18 protein-coding genes are annotated in these 18,290 nt (G+C 59.6%); 10 read left to right on the forward strand and 8 right to left on the reverse strand.

Going from position 1 to position 18,290, the window contains the following annotated elements; genetic code table 11:
* Positions 1–8: 8 nt before the first annotated feature.
* Positions 9–992 carry an RNA polymerase sigma factor RpoS gene (gene rpoS / locus AB5Y84_RS14235; RefSeq protein ID WP_005335504.1) on the forward strand — a complete coding sequence of 328 codons (984 nt, stop codon included), beginning with the start codon at positions 9–11 and terminating at the stop codon, positions 990–992.
* A 99-nt stretch (positions 993–1,091) separates the two neighbouring features.
* Here the strand turns inward: rpoS and AB5Y84_RS14240 are convergent, their stop codons facing one another.
* Positions 1,092–2,129: an alkene reductase gene (locus AB5Y84_RS14240; protein ID WP_257725239.1), complete on the reverse strand. Its 1,038-nt coding sequence runs from the start codon at positions 2,127–2,129 to the stop codon at positions 1,092–1,094.
* Between the two features lie 199 nt (positions 2,130–2,328).
* Between AB5Y84_RS14240 and AB5Y84_RS14245 the strand changes: the two genes are divergently transcribed.
* Complete coding sequence (locus tag AB5Y84_RS14245; protein ID WP_005335495.1) at positions 2,329–2,895, forward strand: TetR/AcrR family transcriptional regulator; 567 nt, start codon at positions 2,329–2,331, stop codon at positions 2,893–2,895.
* A gap of 58 nt (positions 2,896–2,953) precedes the next feature.
* On the opposite strand, the gene AB5Y84_RS14250 is transcribed toward AB5Y84_RS14245, so the two are convergent.
* Positions 2,954–3,907, reverse strand: coding sequence for a LysR family transcriptional regulator (locus AB5Y84_RS14250; protein ID WP_257725240.1), 954 nt, complete (start codon positions 3,905–3,907; stop codon positions 2,954–2,956).
* 155 nt (positions 3,908–4,062) lie between these two features.
* Here AB5Y84_RS14250 and aguA point away from each other — a divergent pair, with 155 nt between their 5' ends.
* Positions 4,063–5,160 (forward strand): agmatine deiminase, encoded by a 1,098-nt coding sequence (gene aguA / locus AB5Y84_RS14255; protein ID WP_368177211.1) that lies wholly within the window; start codon positions 4,063–4,065, stop codon positions 5,158–5,160.
* A 136-nt stretch (positions 5,161–5,296) separates the two neighbouring features.
* Positions 5,297–7,000, forward strand: coding sequence for an amidase (locus AB5Y84_RS14260; RefSeq protein WP_257725242.1), 1,704 nt, complete (start codon positions 5,297–5,299; stop codon positions 6,998–7,000).
* Between the two features lie 122 nt (positions 7,001–7,122).
* Here the strand turns inward: AB5Y84_RS14260 and AB5Y84_RS14265 are convergent, their stop codons facing one another.
* Complete coding sequence (locus tag AB5Y84_RS14265) at positions 7,123–7,698, reverse strand: hypothetical protein (RefSeq protein WP_231560921.1); 576 nt, start codon at positions 7,696–7,698, stop codon at positions 7,123–7,125.
* A 419-nt stretch (positions 7,699–8,117) separates the two neighbouring features.
* Here AB5Y84_RS14265 and AB5Y84_RS14270 point away from each other — a divergent pair, with 419 nt between their 5' ends.
* Together AB5Y84_RS14270 and AB5Y84_RS14275 are read left to right on the forward strand one after the other, a co-directional pair.
* Complete coding sequence (locus AB5Y84_RS14270; protein WP_257725243.1) at positions 8,118–8,882, forward strand: CphA family subclass B2 metallo-beta-lactamase; 765 nt, start codon at positions 8,118–8,120, stop codon at positions 8,880–8,882.
* Between the two features lie 215 nt (positions 8,883–9,097).
* Positions 9,098–10,369, forward strand: a complete 1,272-nt coding sequence (locus AB5Y84_RS14275; protein ID WP_257725244.1) for a hypothetical protein — start codon at positions 9,098–9,100, stop codon at positions 10,367–10,369.
* 68 nt (positions 10,370–10,437) lie between these two features.
* Here the strand turns inward: AB5Y84_RS14275 and AB5Y84_RS14280 are convergent, their stop codons facing one another.
* From AB5Y84_RS14280 to AB5Y84_RS14290, 3 genes are all read right to left on the reverse strand, one after another.
* Entirely contained in the window at positions 10,438–11,688 is a 1,251-nt protein-coding gene (locus tag AB5Y84_RS14280) for a DEAD/DEAH box helicase (protein WP_257725245.1), read from the reverse strand.
* A gap of 97 nt (positions 11,689–11,785) precedes the next feature.
* Positions 11,786–13,255, reverse strand: a complete 1,470-nt coding sequence (locus tag AB5Y84_RS14285) for a GGDEF domain-containing protein (RefSeq protein WP_368177215.1) — start codon at positions 13,253–13,255, stop codon at positions 11,786–11,788.
* A gap of 156 nt (positions 13,256–13,411) precedes the next feature.
* Entirely contained in the window at positions 13,412–13,876 is a 465-nt protein-coding gene (locus tag AB5Y84_RS14290; RefSeq protein ID WP_005362752.1) for a hypothetical protein, read from the reverse strand.
* A 198-nt stretch (positions 13,877–14,074) separates the two neighbouring features.
* Here AB5Y84_RS14290 and AB5Y84_RS14295 point away from each other — a divergent pair, with 198 nt between their 5' ends.
* Positions 14,075–14,983, forward strand: a complete 909-nt coding sequence (locus AB5Y84_RS14295) for an S-adenosyl-l-methionine hydroxide adenosyltransferase family protein (RefSeq protein ID WP_019446189.1) — start codon at positions 14,075–14,077, stop codon at positions 14,981–14,983.
* An 80-nt stretch (positions 14,984–15,063) separates the two neighbouring features.
* On the opposite strand, the gene AB5Y84_RS14300 is transcribed toward AB5Y84_RS14295, so the two are convergent.
* Positions 15,064–15,624: a carbonate dehydratase gene (locus AB5Y84_RS14300; protein ID WP_005335471.1), complete on the reverse strand. Its 561-nt coding sequence runs from the start codon at positions 15,622–15,624 to the stop codon at positions 15,064–15,066.
* Between the two features lie 197 nt (positions 15,625–15,821).
* On the opposite strand from AB5Y84_RS14300, the gene AB5Y84_RS14305 reads away from it, so the two are divergent.
* From AB5Y84_RS14305 to AB5Y84_RS14315, 3 genes are all read left to right on the forward strand, one after another.
* Entirely contained in the window at positions 15,822–16,463 is a 642-nt protein-coding gene (locus tag AB5Y84_RS14305; protein WP_040068400.1) for a ribonuclease, read from the forward strand.
* A 72-nt stretch (positions 16,464–16,535) separates the two neighbouring features.
* Positions 16,536–16,814: a helix-hairpin-helix domain-containing protein gene (locus AB5Y84_RS14310; RefSeq protein WP_368177212.1), complete on the forward strand. Its 279-nt coding sequence runs from the start codon at positions 16,536–16,538 to the stop codon at positions 16,812–16,814.
* Positions 16,811–17,857: an NAD(P)H-dependent flavin oxidoreductase gene (locus AB5Y84_RS14315; protein ID WP_368177213.1), complete on the forward strand. Its 1,047-nt coding sequence runs from the start codon at positions 16,811–16,813 to the stop codon at positions 17,855–17,857. Before AB5Y84_RS14310 ends, AB5Y84_RS14315 begins: the two co-directional genes overlap by 4 nt.
* Before the next feature lie 245 nt (positions 17,858–18,102).
* Here AB5Y84_RS14315 and AB5Y84_RS14320 read toward each other — a convergent pair.
* A partial coding sequence (locus AB5Y84_RS14320) for a hypothetical protein (protein WP_368177214.1) occupies positions 18,103–18,290 on the reverse strand: 188 nt, incomplete at its 5' end.

Genomic DNA, 18,290 nt, shown 5'->3' on the forward strand with positions numbered 1-18,290 from the left:
GACACACCATGAGCCAAGAACAACTGGTAATGCAGGATGCAGAGTTAGAGTTTGACGCTGAACCCGAATCTCACGAGGTAGAAGAGTTGCAGGAGGTAGCCGCCGAAGCGGACGAGACTATCTCCGATGAGTTGCTGGCACCTGAGCTGAACAAGGTGATGGATGCCACGCAACTCTATCTGGGGGAGATAGGTTTCTCCCCGCTGCTCACTGCCGAAGAGGAAGTCTACTACGCCCGTCGTGCCTTGCGAGGTGACAAAGCCGCCCGCAAGCGCATGATCGAGTCCAACCTGCGACTGGTGGTGAAAATCGCCCGTCGTTACAACAACCGCGGCCTGGTGCTGCTGGATCTCATCGAAGAGGGCAACCTCGGTCTTATCCGCGCGGTCGAGAAGTTTGACCCCGAGCGCGGCTTCCGTTTCTCTACCTATGCCACCTGGTGGATCCGCCAGACCATAGAGCGGGCCATCATGAACCAGACCCGCACCATCCGTCTGCCCATTCATGTGGTCAAAGAGTTAAACGTTTACCTGCGCACCGCACGCGAACTCTCTCACCGTCTCGATCATGAACCGACCGCCGAGGATATCGCCTTCGCGCTGGATCGTTCGGTGGACGATGTGAATCGCATGCTCAAGCTCAACGAGAAGATCACCTCGGTGGACACCCCCATCGGTGGCGATCGCGACAAGGCATTGCTGGATGTGCTTTCAGATGAACGCGGCATGGGGCCTGAGCTGGAGTCACAGGAAGATGATATGCGCAGCAGCATTGTCCACTGGCTGGAGGAGCTCAATCCCAAGCAGCGGGAAGTGCTGGCCCGTCGTTTTGGTCTGCTGGGTTATGAGCCCGCCACCCTCGAGGATGTGGGAGCCGAGATTGGCCTGACCCGCGAGCGGGTACGCCAGATCCAGGTGGAGGGGCTGCGCCGTCTGCGGGAGATCCTGCTGAGCCAGGGGCTCTCCATCGAGGCGCTATTTCGTACCAATTAAGCATCCGCACCAACTGATCAGCGCATCAGCCAGATAGCACGAGGGGAGCAACAGCTCCCCTCGTTTTTTATTGCCTGTCGTCTGGCGATGGCTTCGTGGTTATACCAGTTCAGCCAGCATAGTGTCGGCGTAGGGCACCAGCGCTTCTCCCTTCTTCACCTTGGTGAGGTAGTCTGGGTTGGCGATAAGCGGACGGCCGATAGCCACCAGATCGAAGCGGTTAGCCTCGATGGCCGTAGCGGCGCGCTCGGCGTCGTAGTTGCCCACACCGACCAGATTGCCCTTGTAGTGGGCGCGCAGATAGTCGGAGGCACGGCCACCCAGATAATCGAAGGTGAGGTTGTCATCGAAGATGCCGAGGTGGATATAGGCCAGCGGGCGATCATTGAGCTTGCCCAGCAGATAGTCGAACACGGCGCGATCTTCCGGGCTGCCCGCCAGATGGACATAGGCGCCCGGGGAGAGGCGAATACCAACCCGATCACCGCCGATACGGGCGCTGATGGCATCGACCACTTCCAGCGCGAAGCGGCTCATCTTTTCCGGGCTGCCACCGTAGTTGTCGGTGCGCAGGTTGGTGGAGTGGTGCAGGAACTGGTCGATCAGGTAGCCATTGGCACCGTGGATCTCCACCCCGTCAAAGCCCGCCTCGATGGCGTTGGCTGCGGCTTGGGCGTAATCCAGCACCAGCTGGGCGATTTCGGCCTCGGTCAGGGCGCGCGGCACCTGATAGGTGAGCTCGCGCATGCGGGGCACAGTGCCCTCGTGCGCCACGGCAGAGGGGGCCAACACTTCAGCCTGATGGAAGAAGGGGTGGGAGAGGCGGCCGACGTGCCACAGCTGGGCGAAGATCTTGCCACCCTTGGCGTGTACGGCGCTGGTCACTTTCTTCCAGCCATCGATCTGCGCCTGGGTGAAGAGGCCTGGGGTATTGGGGTAGCCCTGCGCGTCGGGGCGGATGATGACGGCCTCTGAAACAATCAGGCCGATGTCGGCGCGGCGACCGTAATAGGTAGCCATCTGCTCGGTCGGCACCAGACCAGGGCCTGCCATGCAGCGGGTGAGCGGGGCCATCATGAAACGGTTGGCCAGGGTCAGAGTGTCATTGAGTCGATACGGCTGAAACAGGGTATTCATGATAGGTTGTCCTGAACGGGTTATTCTTGAACGTGCATTCAAGACGTTTTTTGCGTCGGGCGCAAGCTTTTTTTGAATGCCCGTTCAAGAAGGTTGGCCCGAGCGGGCGGCTGGGGTAAACTTGCCGCCCTTTCCAGCCACTCTTTATCGGCGGGCCCTGTTGCCCCTTGCCGGTGAACCATTTCCCACGGGAGGAACCATGCGCATAGCCGAGTTTGATCGGGACGAGGTACTGCGAAATGCCATGGAAGCGTTTCGCGCCAAGGGATATGCCAAGACCACCATGCAGGAGCTGGTGGCTGCCACCGGCCTCCATCCGGGCAGCATCTACGGCGCCTTTGGCAACAAGCGCGGCCTGCTGCTGGCGGCGGTGGATCACTATGTCGAGGGTAAACGCACCCTGCGCCGCTCCCTGCTCGACAACCCGAGCCCGCTGGCGGGCCTTGCGGCCTATCTCGACCGGATTGTAGGGGAGGCGCTCTGCGGCTCCTGTCTGGTGACTCGCACCATGATGGAGCTGAGCGAGCAGGATGAGGAGCTGACCCAGCGGGTCAAGGGGATCTATGGCGAGCTGGAGCAGGATCTGGCCGAGTTGCTGACACAGGCGCAGGCCAAGGGCGAGCTGGCCCCGGATAGCAATATCCACACCCTCACCGCCTTGCTGCTGATCAACCTGCAAGGGCTGGTCACCTTCGCCCAGTGCCGCCCCGATCGCCCCCTGCTCGACGACGTAGTCGCCCAGCTGATGCGGGCCCTGCGGGCGTAACGCGATACCGCAGAAACAACAGTGGCTCCCTCGGGAGCCACTGTTGTTTGCGGGAGGGTTACCTCGGCCCCACCAGCTCCTTCATCAAATCTTTTAGCCATACCAGCGCAGGCTGCTGGGCATGCACGGGATGCCAGACGCAGTTGAGGTGATAATCCGGCACGTCCTCGGGCAGCGGCAGGCTTTTCAGCGGCCAGTGGGTGGCGAGCAGCTCGGCTACCATGCTGGGTAGCACCAGCAGGTGATCGCTCTGGCTGACGATGGCGGCGGCGGACATATAGCTCTGGCTGTTGACCGAGATGGTGCGGCTAAAGCCCTGACTCTTCAGATAGCGGTCGAGGCTCGCCTCCGAGGTGCCCAGCGGCGAGTGGAACACATGGGGCATGGCGATAAGCTGCTGCAAGGTGATGCGCTCCTGCCACTGGGAGGGGTCATCCTCGGCACCGGCGGGGGCCGATTTGGCAATCGGCAGATCGGCGCGCACCAGTCCGGCCAGCGGCTCGGTGAGCCAGGTCTCCTTGCCCAGATACCCCGGCACCTGCATGTACTCGTCAAAGCCCAGCACCAGATCGATCTCGCCGCTCGCCAGCTCGACCTCTGGCAGGGTGTCGCGCAGGATGCGGATCTCGATGGTGACCCCCGGCGCCAGCCGTCTGAGGCGCTGGATCAGCGGCGGGATCAGCACGCACTCCACGTAATCTGTGGTGCAGAGCACGAAGCGCCGCTTCGACTGGCTCGGCTCGAACTCTTCTTCCTCGGTGAGCTGCTGCTCCAGCAGCCGCAGCGCCTGCTGCACCCCGAGGTGCAACCGCTGGGCGCGCGGGGTCGGCAGCATCCCCTGCGGGGTGCGCACCAAAAGCGGGTCGCCGAGAAAGGTGCGCAGCCGGTTAAGCGAATGGCTCATGGCGGGCTGGCTGATAAAGAGCGCTTCGGCGGCGCGGGTGACGCTGCCCTGCGTCATCAGGGCGTCAAAAGCGAGCAGCAGATTGAGGTCGAGCTGGTGCAGTTTCATGGGGGGATTATTCGCCGTGTTTATGGGACAATCCATCCTATTCATTTGATGGATGGGGGCGCAACTTCTTACACTGCGACCCACTATTATTTTTCCGGGTTCCCGCGCCGCATCGGGCGTAAACGGGGGCCTCAATCCATGCAAGGAGCCTTGCGATGAGCATCAAGACCATTAACTCCACGCCGGCCGCCGACGGCTTCACCATGCCCGCCGAGTGGGCGCACCAGCAGGCCGTCTGGATGATCTGGCCGTTTCGCCCGGACAACTGGCGCGTAGCCGGTCGCTTCGCGCAAGAGACCTTCGCCAAGGTGGCCGATGCCATCGGTGGTGCTACCCCGGTCTTTATGGGTGTACCGGCCCAGTTTATGGAGCAGGCCCGCGCCATCATGCCCGCCCACGTCACTCTGGTTGAAATGAACAGCGATGACTGCTGGGCCCGCGATACCGGCCCCACCATCGTTACCAACGCTGCCGGCGAGTGCCGTGGGGTGGATTGGGGCTTCAACGCCTGGGGCGGTCACAAGGGTGGTCTCTACTACCCGTGGAATCAGGATGAAGAGGTCGCAGCCCAGATGCTGACCCAGCACGGCATGGCTCGTTACGACGCGCCACTGATTCTGGAAGGGGGCTCCATCCATGTCGATGGCGAAGGCTCCTGCCTGACCACCGCCGAGTGCCTGCTCAACGAAAACCGCAACCCGCACCTGACCAAAGAGCAGATCGAGGCTTACCTGCGCGACTATCTGGGCGTCACCAGCTTTATCTGGCTGGACGAAGGCGTCTACATGGATGAAACCGACGGCCACATCGACAACATGTGCTGCTTCGTGCGTCCGGGTGAAGTGGCCCTGCACTGGACTGACGACCAGAACGATCCCCAGTACGCCCGCTCCGTGGCTGCCCTCAAGGTGCTGGAAGCGGCGGTCGATGCCAAGGGTCGCAAGCTGAAAGTGTGGAAGCTGCCCCAGCCGGGCCCGCTGTTCTGCACTGAAGAGGAGTCTGCCGGTGTCGAGAGCGGCAGCGGTGTGCCGCGCGAGGCAGAAGGCCGTCTGGCCGGTTCCTATGTGAACTTCCTGATCACCAACGATCGCATCGTCTACCCGCTGCTGGATGCCGCCACCGATGGCGAAGCCCAGCGCATTCTGGAAGAGATCTTCCCGGATCACACCGTGATCGGCGTACCGGCCCGCGAGATCCTGCTGGGCGGTGGCAATATTCACTGCATTACTCAGCAAATTCCTTCTGGCAAGTAAGAACCTGTTCCAAGCCAGCTGAGGTTGGTATTCAAAACCCCACGCTGTGGGGTTTTATCTCTTGATAGTGTGATGGTCGCAGGCGCTGATGCGGCGATCATCATGACAAACAGTCACCCTTTTACAGGAGATCCCCATGATCGAAGTGACCGAGGTTTCCATTGCCGAGCTGCGTGCCGCGCTCGAATCAGGCCGCACTACTGCGGTCGAACTGGTCAAGGCCTATCTGGCCCGTATTGAGGCCTATAATGGCCCCGAAACTGCCACCAAACTCAACGCCGTGGTGGTCGCCAATCCCGATGCACTGAAAGAGGCCGAGGCTTCCGATGCCCGCCGCGCCCGTGGCGAGACTCTGGGCACGCTCGACGGCATCCCCTACACCGCCAAAGACAGCTATCTGGTCAAGGGGTTGACTGCCGCCTCCGGCAGCCCGGCCTTCAAGGATCTGGTGGCCCAGCGCGATGCCTTTACCGTGGAGCGCCTGCGCGCAGCCGGTGCCATCTGCCTTGGCAAAACCAATATGCCGCCGATGGCCAATGGCGGTATGCAGCGCGGCGTCTATGGCCGTGCCGAGAGCCCCTACAACGCCGACTACCTGACCGCGCCGTTTGCCTCCGGCTCCTCCAACGGTGCCGGTACTGCCACCGCCGCCAGCTTCTCCGCCTTCGGTCTGGCCGAAGAGACCTGGTCGAGCGGCCGAGGCCCTGCCTCCAACAACGGCCTGTGCGCCTACACCCCGTCCCGTGGCGTCATCTCGGTGCGCGGCAACTGGCCGCTGACTCCGACCATGGATGTGGTGGTGCCCTATGCCCGCACCATGGCCGATCTGCTGGAGGTGCTGGATGTGGTCGTCGCCGACGATGCCGAGACTCGTGGCGATCTCTGGCGCATGCAGCCCTGGGTGCAGCTGCCCAAGGCCTCCGAGGTGCGTCCGGCTTCCTATCTGGAGCTGGCTGCCAAGGCCGATGCCCTCAAGGGCAAGCGCCTCGGCGTGCCGCGCATGTTTATCAACAAGGATGAACTGGCTGGCACCAGCGAAAACCCCGGCATCGGCGGCCCGACCGGTCAGCGTATCCATACCCGTCCGACCGTGATCGCCCTGTGGGAGCTGGCCCGTCAGGCGCTGGAAGCCGCTGGTGCAGAAGTCATCGAAGTGGACTTCCCGCTGGTCTCCAACTGCGAAGGTGACCGACCCGGCGCGCCGACCGTGTTCAATCGCGGCATCGTGAGCCCGGAGTTCCTCAACGACGAGCTGTGGGAGCTCTCCGGCTGGGCGTTCGACGACTTCCTGCGCGCCAACGGCGACCCCAAGCTCAACAAGCTGGCCGATGTCGATGGGCCGAAGATCTTCCCCCACGATCCGGGCACCCTGCCGAACCGCGAGGGCGATCTGGCGGCGGGCATGGACGAGTACGTCAATATGGCCAAGCGCGGCCTGAAATCCTGGGACGAGATCGCTACAGTGCCGGATGGCCTGCGCGGTCTGGAGAAGACTCGCAAGCTGGATCTGGAAGACTGGATGGACGGGCTCAAGCTCGACGCCGTGCTGTTCCCCACCGTCGCCGACGTCGCCCCGGCTGATGCGGATGTGAATCCGGCCTCCGCCGATATCGCCTGGAGCAACGGCATCTGGGTAGCCAACGGCAACCTCGCCATTCGCCACCTCGGCGTGCCGACCGTCACCGTCCCCATGGGGGTGATGGCTGATATCGGTATGCCGGTTGGGCTGACCTTCGCCGGTCGCGCCTATGACGACAACAACCTGCTGCGCTTCGCCTCGGCCTTCGAGTCCACCGGCAGCAAGCGGATGGTGCCGCCACGCACGCCGCCGTTGGGGTGATTGCTGTTGTGAGTTAAATATTTTGACGTGTCCGATGATGATCGGTCTAAACACCCACTTGTATTACAAGTGGGTGTTTTTTATCATCTTGAAATAAATTAATTAATAGATGGCGTGAAGGTTTAAAACATAACCATTGGATGTAGTTTCACATGTTTTTCATTCATGTTTTTCATAAAATTAGTCTGAGTCTGAAACTCCCTAAAGTCGTTTTCTGTAAAGCTGTTTTTACCTCGGTTGAACTTATGCTCTATAGAGGAGAGTAGTATGGATTCATTTAAAAAGCAGAATCTATCTGACATAAGGTGCCGATATGAAAAAAGAGCTTCTGCGGAGAAAAATGCTTTTAACGCTTTGGATGTGCACTCATTATTTCCAATTAGGCATGATGAAAATATAATTACTTTTCCATGGTTTTTTTCTGGAATGAAAGTATCTGTATTTTTATCAAGGCAATCTCCATTTGAAAAATAGAAGCCATTTTCATTACCATGCCCTGAAAAGATAATAATATCCTCTTTGATTTTTTTTGAGAAAAAATACTTAAGGTCGTTTAATGAATGGATCCGCTCATAATTAAAGTTCCATCCTGCTGATTTACAAAATGGTTTCCAAAAATCAGCTGAGTTTCTTGAAACCATATCTCTTGTATTTTTACCATCTAAAACAGTATCGAAAACACGAACTCCATTGAACATATTAATACTCCACTTAAGATAAACAGGGCTGCACCATCAAAGTTGACTTAGTCTACTGCCTGATGAGTCTCGTATGAAGTCATGGAGTGTGCTGAACTTCGCAGAAATAAGGTAATAGTTAAGAGTATTCGGACGATCGCGGTAAACGGACGATTACGCTGCGCTAATCGCCCCTACTGCAAGGCGGTGATGGTGTGTTTTGAGCCTTTTACCTCTCTCCACTTCCCGCACTGCCAATCGCCATCTTTGTCGTGGTTCGCTGCCGATTCCCCCTGATATTTCTGAATTCCACCTGACTTCACCCAGACTTCACGCAACCTCATTTTCCCCTCACAAATCCCCCGTATCTTCTGCCCACTGCTTAAAAGGCCCGGCTTGCCACAGGGGTGGCGAGGGGGTGGTTGGTTCGAGGGAGCAAGATGATGAAAGGTTGGATGAAGTGCACATTGGCCGGGGCCGTGGTGCTGATGGCGAGTTTCTGGGGTGGCAGCGTGCGGGCGGCGGGGATCGAACTCAAACAGGTGAGCGGCCCTGTCTATGTTGTTGAAGATAACTACTACGTCAAAGAGAACTCCATGGTCTATTTCGGGGCCAAGGGGGTGACGGTGGTGGGGGCGACCTGGACGCCGGATACCGCTCGCGATCTGCATAAGCTCATTAAACGGGTCAGCAGCAAGCCGGTGCTGGAGGTGATCAACACCAACTACCACACCGACCGGGCGGGCGGTAACGCCTACTGGAAGTCCATCGGGGCCAAGGTGGTGGCGACGCGCCAGACCCGGGATCTGATGAAGAGCGACTGGGCCGAGATTGTCGCCTTTACCCGCAAGGGGCTGCCGGAGTATCCGGATCTGCCGCTGGTGCTGCCCAACGTGGTGCATGATGGCGACTTCAAGCTGCAAGAGGGCAAGGTGCGCGCCTTCTACGCGGGCCCGGCCCATACGCCGGACGGCATCTTTGTCTACTTCCCCGACGAGCAGGTGCTCTATGGCAACTGCATCCTCAAGGAGAAGCTGGGCAACCTGAGCTTTGCCAATGTGAAGGAGTATCCGCAGACCATCGAGCGGCTCAAGGCGATGAAGCTGCCGATCAAGACGGTGATTGGCGGGCACGACTCGCCGCTGCACGGGCCTGAGCTGATTGATCACTACGAGGAGCTGATCAAGGCGGCGCCGCAGTCATAGCCGCTGCGTGGCAGACAGACTGCAAGCCCTGCCATCGCTGCAATCAGCAGCCATAACGGCACACCACAAAACGCCCGCTTTCAGGAAATAAGCGGGCCTTTTGCGTTTGCGGTTTTTTTGGTGGCTGTGAGTGCGTGGCATTAACGCTGTTCAAGGGAGGGAGGCTTTCATAAGATGGCCCTCTCTCTTTTCCCTGAAAGTTATCCATTTTCGTTATGCAATACGCCTCTCTCGCGCGCCTCAAGCAGGCCTTTATCACCGGGATGTGGGCCTCGCTGGTCAGCATCGTTATCGGCTTCGCCTTCAAGGTGTGGCTGGCGCAGTGGGTCGCCAAGGGGGAGCTGGCGCTGTTCAACAGCGTGGTGGATTTGATCTCCCTCTCTTTTATCCTGATGACAGGTTTTCGCTCCTCCATGGTGGTGAGCTACTCCCAGACCAAAAACGATCGGGACATCATCAATATCTTTCGCTACTTCCTCATCGGCATCGTGCTGCTCACCTGGGGGGCGGTGATCCCCTATATCAAGCACGGGCTCCATATCCGGGTGGAGTATCTGCAACTGGTGGGGGTCATCTTCGGGCTGGGGCTCAAGGTCTACTTCACCAATCTGGTGGCCATGTACCGTATGTATCAGCTCTCCAACCGGGTCACCTGGCTGGAGCCGCTGGCCAACGGCCTGCTGTTTATGGCCTGCTACTTTGGACTCGGGATGGATGCGCTCCCTTCGCTCTTCTACGGGCTGACCTTCTCGTCGCTCGCCATCGCCGGTTATATGTATGTTTCGCGCCGTCGGGCCATCGCCACCAGGCCGCTGGCCAAGGTGGCGCTCGGCCCCGAGATGGTTAGCTATGTGAAGAAGAGCTTTACCGCCTCGCTGGAGGCGGGGGCCAGTATCCTGATGATCTACATCACTGTGTTGCTCACCATCCGCCACTTCAGCATCGACGAGCTGGGGGATTTTCAGGTGGTGGTGCGCCCCATCTTCACCTATATGACCACCTTGTTTGTCTTCCCCATCTACCGCTTTGTGCTGCCTGAGCTGGCGGTCAATCTGCGCAATGGCGATCACCGCCAGATAAGGATGATCCGGCGCTGGATCTTCCGCCTCTCCGCCATCGTCAGTCTGGCCTTCTTTGGCTTGATGCTGCTGGCGGGCAAGCCGCTGGTGTTGCTGTTCTTCCCCGCCGACTACGTGGGTGCTGTGCCTGTGCTGTTCCACTTCTCCATCTTCTTTATCTTTATGATGCTCAACGGCTATCAGCTCGCCTATATCAAGGCTCACGGTCACTTTACCCGGAGTTTGCTGATCCGGCTGGCGGGCATAGTGGCACTGGTTGCCGCCTACTATCTGGTGGCCGAGTTCACCGCCAACGTGGTGGCGATTATCGTGGCGCTGGGGCTCGGTTATATGGTGATGTTTATCCTCTCGAGCCTGGCGGAGCGGCAGATCTTGCGATCCCTGCCACTGGTGCTGGCGACCCGTTAGGGGGTTACTCGTCAAGATCTGGCCCCTGTCAGATAACNCGTTTTTTTTATTGGCGGTGCAGGGGAGGTTTAACGCTTGCCCTTGCCACCCTTGTTGCCAGCGAGGGCCTGCTTTCTGGCGCGCTGTTTCTGGGCCGCCTTGCTGTTGCGGCGCGGCTCGGGCTCGAAGCGGGTCAGATCCGGCTCAAAGCCGGGGAACCACTGCTGGGGCAAACGGGTGTCGAGCACCGCTTCCACCTTCTCCAGCAGCGGCGCATCTTCCGGGCTGAACAGGGTGATGGCGAGCCCCTTGTTGCCGGCGCGACCGGTGCGACCGATACGGTGGACGTAATCCTCTGCCACAAACGGGAACTCGAGGTTAATCACGTAGTTGAGATCGCTGATATCGAGGCCGCGGGCCGCCACGTCGGTGGCAACCAGCGCCTGCAAGGTGCCGGCGCGAAACTCCAGCAGCACCTTCTCCCGCGCGCTTTGCGACAGATCGCCGTGGAAGGCCAATGCATTGATGCCCGCCTTGCCAAGCTGCTGGGCCAGCTTGTCAGCACCTTGGCGGGTGCGGCTGAAGATGAGTGCCGGTGCCCACCCTTTCACTTTCAGCATGTGTTCGACCAGCGCCAGCTTGCGATCACTGTCCACCGTGTAGACCCGCTGCTCCACCTCGGCCGCCGTGGTGTTGCGCGGTGCCACTTCAATCAGCTCGGGGTCGCGTAGCAGCACCTTGCTCAAAGCAAACAGGTTGTCGTCGCAGGTGGCGGAGAAGAGCAGGGTCTGGCGACCCGCCGGGATCTGTTTCAGCAGCGCCTTGATCTCGTCCATAAAGCCCATGTCGAGCATGCGATCCGCTTCGTCAAATACCAGATGGCGCAGCGCCGCCAGACTCAACGCCCCCTGCCGCAGATGGTCAAGCAGGCGGCCCGGGGTGGCGATCAGGATATCCACCCCGGTCTGAAGCGCCTCCACCTGCGCCGCGATACTCACCCCGCCGTAGACTTGCGTGCTGGTGAGACCGGTGCCCTGGCCGTAGCGCGCCACGCTCTCGGCGACCTGCACCGCCAGCTCGCGGGTCGGCACCAGCACCAGCGCCCGGATCGGGCGTAGGGACGCCATTTGTGGCTGCGCCAGCAACTGCTCCAGCAGCGGCAGCACAAAGGCGGCGGTCTTGCCGGTGCCGGTCTGTGCCCCCGCCATCAGATCCCGCCCCGCCAGAATGACGGGGATGGCGCGAGCCTGAATGGGGGTGGGGGCGGCATAGCCCAGTTCGCTCAGGGTCTGCTGCAAGCGGGGGGAGAGGGCCAGTTCGGCAAAGGAGGCTGTGGACATAGGGGCACCAGTCGGGGTTATCGCGGCCTGCGGCCACGATGCAGTGAGTGATCGTGGCCGCGATGGTAACAGAAGCAGGGGGAGCGGCAGAAGGCGGCTATGGCTCTGCGTCGTCCGGTAATGGGCGGATCAGCCGGATCCTTTTGCCCTCGTAGCAGGCGATGTTGTGTTTGCCGTGCTGTTTGACGTGGTAGAGCAGCTCGTCGGCCAGATGCACCGCCTCGGTGACGGTGAGGTAGTCACGAATGCGGATCACCCCGGCGGAGAAGGTGATGGGGGTGGGCAGCTCGGGGATCCCCAATGGTCGATCCAGCAGGCGGCCAGCGGAGTGGATCATCATCTCGTCATCCTCCATCCCCTTGAACAGCACGATAAACTCCTCGCCGCCCCAGCGGATGGCGCTGTCCACCTTGCGGATATTGCTTCTGAGATGGCGGGCAAAGGCGACCAGTGCCAGATCCCCGACGCCATGGCCATAGGTGTCGTTGATCGACTTGAAGTTGTCGATATCGAGGATCATCAGGTAGTCGTGCTCATGGAGCAGACTCTGGCAGAGCACATCTCGGCGTGGCAGCCGAGTCAGGTGGTCGGTGTGCGCCAGGGTGCGCAGCCGCAAGTAGATCTGCTTCCAGGCCACCATGCCCAGCAACAGCACGATGAGATAGACCTTGAATGCTGCGCCATGCAGGGCCAGCTTGACGAAATCGAACCCGCTGTAGGACCACTTCAGATAGAGATCATCCCCCGCCTTGGTGCGCATAAAGGGTTTGCTCAGGCAGAGATGCCTCGGGCTGCAGGGCTCGGCGGCTTCAAACGATATGTTGGTGCGGGTCGGGTTGATGGTATCGAAGGGGCGCAACACATCGTTAAATGCTTCATCGACGGCGATGTCGATACCGAGCAACCCGTATTTGTAACCGCCGCGCCCCGACTGATGAATGAAGGGGAAGTACATCACTATGGTGTTGCGCATGCTGAAGCTGTCGATCTCGATATCGGAGACAAAGGCTTCATCGGCGCTGCACAAGGGTCGTCCGGGGGCAAAGCTGGCGCAACCGAAGTAGTGATACCAGGCGGGCAGTGTCATCAGATCCACCTTGATCGGCGCCAGTCTGGCGGGCAGCACATTGTTGTCGGCCACCATGCCGATCAGCCGGTAGTCATTCCAGATGGTGTAGATGTTGATCACCTCCGAATAAGAGAGGGCATAGCGGAAGGTGTTGAGGAGATTGGCTGCCGGGTGTTGCAGCGGAATATCGGCAAAGCGGTATTTGCTTTTGAGGTCATACCCGTAGAGATAGTCGCTGCCGACGCTATTCGGGGGCGGTGGCTGATCGAGCAGATGGTGCTGTGCCAAATAGCTGGTGATGTTCTCCACCTTGAGGATCTTGGCTCGCTGGTAGAAGACCTCGAACACGTTCTTCTGTCTGGCGGTGATGAGATCCATGTCGTGCTGGATAGTGAGATAGGTGTAGTAGAAGACAGTGCCCAACCCGGTCAGGGCGAGCAGGGCCAATCCGGCCACTTTGACGATGAACTGGCGAGCAAACGCCGGTGGCCAGCGCAAGGCTGGGGGGTTACCTGAAAATAAGGTCATAGGTGTCTGGTTAGAGTACCGATAGGGGCGTGGGCGCCATACGGGCAAAGTATACGCGAATGAAATCCCGACAGGATCCACCGACAAACCTTGCCAGAAGCTGAAGCCCTCACCACTTATTTATCCCTACTCCACGATCAGCACGCTCTCGCTGGCCAGATGGTGCAGCCACTCCCTGACGATCAGCAGCACGGCGGCAAAGTGCTCGTCGCGGGGCAGCAAGCTGGCTGCGAGGGGATCCCCTTCCGCCATGGCGGCCAGCTGGCCAAAGGCTTGTTCCACCAGATCCCGGTCGAGCTGGTTGTCCCCCAGCGCTTCGGCCAGTGATGGCTGGCTGCGCAGAGTCAGCTGCAAGCCGGGCGGGATCTGCGGGGCGATGCGCATCAGCTCATCTTCCACCACCATGATGGCCCGCTCCAGTTCGAGCGGGGTGGGCGGCGCGTGGCGAAACGGTCCGGGCTGGATGGCGTGGGTGCCAAAGGCCAGCGGGTAGTGTGACGGGGCCGCATCTGGCTGGCTCAGCCAGAGCTGACTGCTCTGTTCACCAATCTCCAGCAGCAGGGTCATCATCTCCGGTACGGGTTGTGTCATGGTGCTGCGCTCCTGTATTGTAAACGTTTTCCCGTTCTGCCTTTGATACCCCCGCTGTCGCCGTTTGGCGAGCACAATTTCTGCGAATCGTCCCTCACTTTGTTGCAAATCCCTTGCAAAAAAATCTATTGATGGCAGTCTGGATGTCTAAATGGCTGTCGCCGTTTCGTTATCCTCAGATGATTCAGGAGTTCAGATATGGATATTCGTACCGCTCCCCGCGCCATTGCGCTTGCCCTCATGCTGGCAAGCGGCATCGCCGCCGCCAACGAAGCGCTGGTGATCCAGACCGATTTCGGCCTCAAAGATGGCGCCGTGTCGGCCATGAAGGGGGTTGCCTTCGGGGTGGATCGCACCCTGCCGCTCTATGACCTGACCCACGAGATCCCGGCTTACAATATTTGGGAAGCCTCCTACCGCCTCTACCAGACCCTGCAGTATTGGCCCAAGGGCACTGTGTTCGTCAGCGTGGTGGATCCCGGTGTCGGCACCGAGCGCAAATCAGTAGTGCTCAAGACCAGGAGCGGCCACTACATCGTGACCCCGGACAACGGCACCCTGACTCTGGTGGCCGAGCACTTCGGCATCGAGGCGGTGCGCCAGATTGACGAGAAACTCAACCGCCTCAAGGGCTCCGAGAAGTCCTACACCTTCCATGGCCGCGATGTGTACGCCTATACCGGTGCACGGCTCGCCTCCGGCGCCATCAGCTATGAGCAGGTCGGCCCGCTGCTGCCCGCCGAAGTGGTGAAGATCCCCTATCAGCCTGCGGTAGCCGAGAAAGATGGCACCCTCAAGGGCACCATCCCGATCCTCGATGTGCAGTACGGCAACGTCTGGACCAATATCGACGATGCCCTGCTGACCAAGGCGGGGATCAACAAGGGGGATAACGCCTGCATCAAGATCCGCGAAGGGGATGTGGTCAAATATGACGGCAAGGCCCCTTACGTCAGCAGCTTCGGTGACGTGCCGGAAGGTCAGCCGCTGGTTTACCTCAACAGCCTGCTGCAGGTGTCGGTGGCGCTGAACATGGACAGCTTCGCCGCCAAGCATCAGGTGCAATCCGGCGCCAACTGGCATATCAGCCTGAAGAAGTGCTCCTGACCCGCACATATATAAGTAGAGATAGAAACAGCAACGGGCGCTTCGGCGCCCGTTTTGTTCTCTGGTGATAAAGAAAGGGATCAGAACTCGTTGGAGAGCGCCTTGTACCCTTTGACCAGGTCGATATTGGTGTGGGCCACGTCTTCGGAGAACTCGGCGGCATCCACTGAAACCCGCGGGATATGGGTCAGATCGCTCTGCTGGTTGATGCGGGTGGTGGAGGGAACGTAGAACTCCGGCGGCAGATCGCAGCCATCGATCACCGAGTTGTGACGCACCACGGCACCGTCACCGATATGGCAGTTGAACAGCACGCTGTTGAAGCCGATAAAGACCCTGTTCCCCACTTCGCATGGCCCGTGGACGATGGAGCGGTGGGCGATGGAGGTGTACTCGCCGATGGTGACGGCGGCGCCGGATTTGGAGTGGATCACCACGCCATCCTGGATATTGGAGTTGGCGCCGATGACGATGGGTTCCATATCTCCACTCTCATCCACCTCGTCGGCACGGATCACTGCATAGGGGCCGACAAAGACATTCTCTTTGATGATCACCTTGCCGCAGATGATGGCGGTCTTGTCGATATAGGCGGATTCGTCGATGACAGGCAGATGGCCGGAGGGATTCTTGCGGATCATGTTACATCCTGTGGTTGCTTGAAATGATGCGGTGGCGCACCCGGCGCCAGGATGCCAGCTTACGCCTCGTTATTATCCGGTGAAACCCCAAAGTGGTCTGACCCTTGTCGCAAGCCTTGGCGGGATCACTGTTTCCGCGCGCTGGAATATGGGAGCATTGCAGCCATTCCCGAGTTGGTTTAAATGGACATATATAGATGAAGAAGATGATTGCCCTGTTGGCGGGTGGTTTGTTGCTCTCCTCGGCCGTGCAGGCCAAAGGGGAGGCGGGGGAGTTTGACTATTACGCCATGGCGCTCTCCTGGTCGCCCGAGCATTGCGCCGTCAAACCGGCGGATCGGGACCAGTGTTCCCGCAAGCTGGGCTTTGTGCTGCACGGTCTTTGGCCCCAGTACGATCGCGGTTACCCCAGCAACTGCACTCGCGAACGGCTCGATCCCGATATGGAGAGCGAGTTTGCCGACCTCTACCCCAGCCGTTTCCTCTATCGTCATGAGTGGGAGAAGCACGGTACCTGCTCCGGCTTGAGCCAGCAGGCCTTCCATCAGCTGGCGAGCGATTTGCGCCAGAAGGTGAAGATCCCGGCGGCTTATCAATCTCCGGAAGAGCCGCTGCGCAAAACCAGTTTCCAGCTCAAGGCCGATCTGGCGAGCGCCAACCAGTGGCTGGCCCCCGACAACATCACGGTGGCTTGCGCCGATGGTGGCCGCTTCCTGCGGGAGATCTACATCTGCGTCAATAAAGAGGGGACGGATGCGGTCACCTGCTCCGCCGAGATGCAAAAGCGCGAGCGCCGCTCCTGCGGTCAGCCGGATTTCCTGCTGCGCAGCGTGCGTTAAGCCTTCACTCTCTTCATCAGGCCCCTTGCGGGCCTGATGTTTAACCACAGCTATCGGAAAGGAGTCTGACAGATGGATGGCAACAACCGGTTTAGCCCACAAGAGCGGGCCCTGCTGCTCGGGGTGAAAGGGGTAGGGCCGAGCGTTATCGGGCGGCTCGAACAGCTTGGCTACCATACTCTGGCCAGATTGGCCGAGGCCGACACCACCCATATCGTCCAGCTGGTGGCCAGCATGCTGGGCTCGACCTGTTGGCAGAACAGCCCGCAGGCGCGTAGTGCCATCGACGGTGCCATCGCACTGGCCCGCGCACATCTAGCGGCGGATGCGACAAACGGGGTGAATGGATGAGCCTCTTTACCGAACTGGGGATGCGATATCCCATCATTCAGGCGCCAATGGCAGGTGTGCAGGGTAGTGAGCTGGCGCTGGCCGTGACCCGTGCGGGCGGCTTGGGCTCCTTGCCTGCCGCCATGCTCACATTAGCGGAGCTGCGCAGCGAACTGGGACGACTTACCCAAAGCGGCCTTGGGCCATTTAACATCAACTTCTTCTGCCATCGGCAACGGGAACCGGATCCCGTTGCTCTGGCCAGCTGGCAGCAGCGCCTTGCTCCCTACTACGCCGAGTTCAGCCTACTTCCCCCAGCGGTCACGACGGCGCCAAGCCGTGCACCTTTCAATGAGGAGCATGCCGCCATGGTGACCGAGTTCAGACCTGCAGTGGTCAGCTTCCACTTCGGTTTGCCCGCGCCCGAGCTGCTTGCCCGGGTGAAGGCTGCGGGGGCCAAGGTATTTGCCAGTGCCACAACGGTTGCGGAGGCCGTATGGCTCGCTCAACACGGCGCCGATGCCATCATCGCTCAGGGATTGGAGGCGGGCGGTCATCGCGGTCATTTCCTCTCCGATGATATCGCCTTGCAGCAGAGCACCTTGACCCTGCTGGCGCAGATCCTCGCGGTGACCGATCTGCCGGTGATTGCCGCTGGCGGTATCGTCGATGGCAAGGGGATCGCCAACGCGCTGGCAATGGGGGCGAGCGCCGTGCAGATGGGCACCGCCTTTCTCTGCTGCCATGAAGCGACCACCTCGGCGCTGCATCGCGCTGTCCTCCACTCGCCCCAAGGCCAGCAGACGGCACTGACCAATCTGTTCAGTGGCCGTCCGGCGCGGGGTATCGTCAACCGTCTGATGCGTGAGCTGGGCCCGCTCTCGGATCTTGCCCCTCACTTCCCCTATGCCAGTGGCGCACTGGCACCGCTGCGTGCCGCCGCCGAGAAGGCGGGGGACAGTGGCTTCTCTCCGCTCTGGGCTGGCCAGAATGTATCGGGTTGCAGGGATCTTCCTGCCAGCGAGCTGATAGCGTGCTGGGTCAAAGAGGCTGGATTGGGATAAGCACTGCTATATACGCCTCTTTATATAGAAGCGGCCGTTGGTGCAGTGCGTCGGACGCGACGGTGCTGCGATGATGGATGAGTGCCTGTTCCCTTGTGAGGCGCTTATCCGGAGACAAAACCCCGCATTTTACCCTTGTCTGTGGGTAAGTCTGTATAAAGGCTGTGTGCTGATATGAATAACTAATAAATTGCACTTTTTTGCAATTTTATTGCGGAAAAAGCTTGCCAATGTGAGCTGGATCTCTATAATGCGCCTCCATCAACAGGGCAAGCGGTAACGCAGAAAGCCAAGTCGATAACCTCGAAAAGCCTTTGAAAATAAGGCTTGACTCGAGAAGGCGGTTGAGTAGAATTCCACTCCCGCAGCAACACACTGTTGCGTCGCTCTTTAACAATTTGAATCAAGCAATCTGTGTGGGCACTCACAGCAT

Source organism: Aeromonas sp. s11, from assembly GCF_040907945.1.
Taxonomy (GTDB): domain Bacteria; phylum Pseudomonadota; class Gammaproteobacteria; order Enterobacterales; family Aeromonadaceae; genus Aeromonas; species Aeromonas veronii.

Bases quoted from the DNA above. Each gene is read 5' to 3' on its own strand.
- rpoS (WP_005335504.1), top strand. From the start codon at position 9: ATGAGCCAAGAACAACTGGTAATGCAGGATGCAGAGTTAGAGTTTGAC.
- AB5Y84_RS14240 (WP_257725239.1), bottom strand. From the start codon at position 2,129: ATGAATACCCTGTTTCAGCCGTATCGACTCAATGACACTCTGACCCTG.
- AB5Y84_RS14245 (WP_005335495.1), top strand. From the start codon at position 2,329: ATGCGCATAGCCGAGTTTGATCGGGACGAGGTACTGCGAAATGCCATG.
- AB5Y84_RS14250 (WP_257725240.1), bottom strand. From the start codon at position 3,907: ATGAAACTGCACCAGCTCGACCTCAATCTGCTGCTCGCTTTTGACGCC.
- aguA (WP_368177211.1), top strand. From the start codon at position 4,063: ATGAGCATCAAGACCATTAACTCCACGCCGGCCGCCGACGGCTTCACC.
- AB5Y84_RS14260 (WP_257725242.1), top strand. From the start codon at position 5,297: ATGATCGAAGTGACCGAGGTTTCCATTGCCGAGCTGCGTGCCGCGCTC.
- AB5Y84_RS14265 (WP_231560921.1), bottom strand. From the start codon at position 7,698: ATGTTCAATGGAGTTCGTGTTTTCGATACTGTTTTAGATGGTAAAAAT.
- AB5Y84_RS14270 (WP_257725243.1), top strand. From the start codon at position 8,118: ATGATGAAAGGTTGGATGAAGTGCACATTGGCCGGGGCCGTGGTGCTG.
- AB5Y84_RS14275 (WP_257725244.1), top strand. From the start codon at position 9,098: ATGCAATACGCCTCTCTCGCGCGCCTCAAGCAGGCCTTTATCACCGGG.
- AB5Y84_RS14280 (WP_257725245.1), bottom strand. From the start codon at position 11,688: ATGTCCACAGCCTCCTTTGCCGAACTGGCCCTCTCCCCCCGCTTGCAG.
- AB5Y84_RS14290 (WP_005362752.1), bottom strand. From the start codon at position 13,876: ATGACACAACCCGTACCGGAGATGATGACCCTGCTGCTGGAGATTGGT.
- AB5Y84_RS14295 (WP_019446189.1), top strand. From the start codon at position 14,075: ATGGATATTCGTACCGCTCCCCGCGCCATTGCGCTTGCCCTCATGCTG.
- AB5Y84_RS14300 (WP_005335471.1), bottom strand. From the start codon at position 15,624: ATGATCCGCAAGAATCCCTCCGGCCATCTGCCTGTCATCGACGAATCC.
- AB5Y84_RS14305 (WP_040068400.1), top strand. From the start codon at position 15,822: ATGAAGAAGATGATTGCCCTGTTGGCGGGTGGTTTGTTGCTCTCCTCG.
- AB5Y84_RS14310 (WP_368177212.1), top strand. From the start codon at position 16,536: ATGGATGGCAACAACCGGTTTAGCCCACAAGAGCGGGCCCTGCTGCTC.
- AB5Y84_RS14315 (WP_368177213.1), top strand. From the start codon at position 16,811: ATGAGCCTCTTTACCGAACTGGGGATGCGATATCCCATCATTCAGGCG.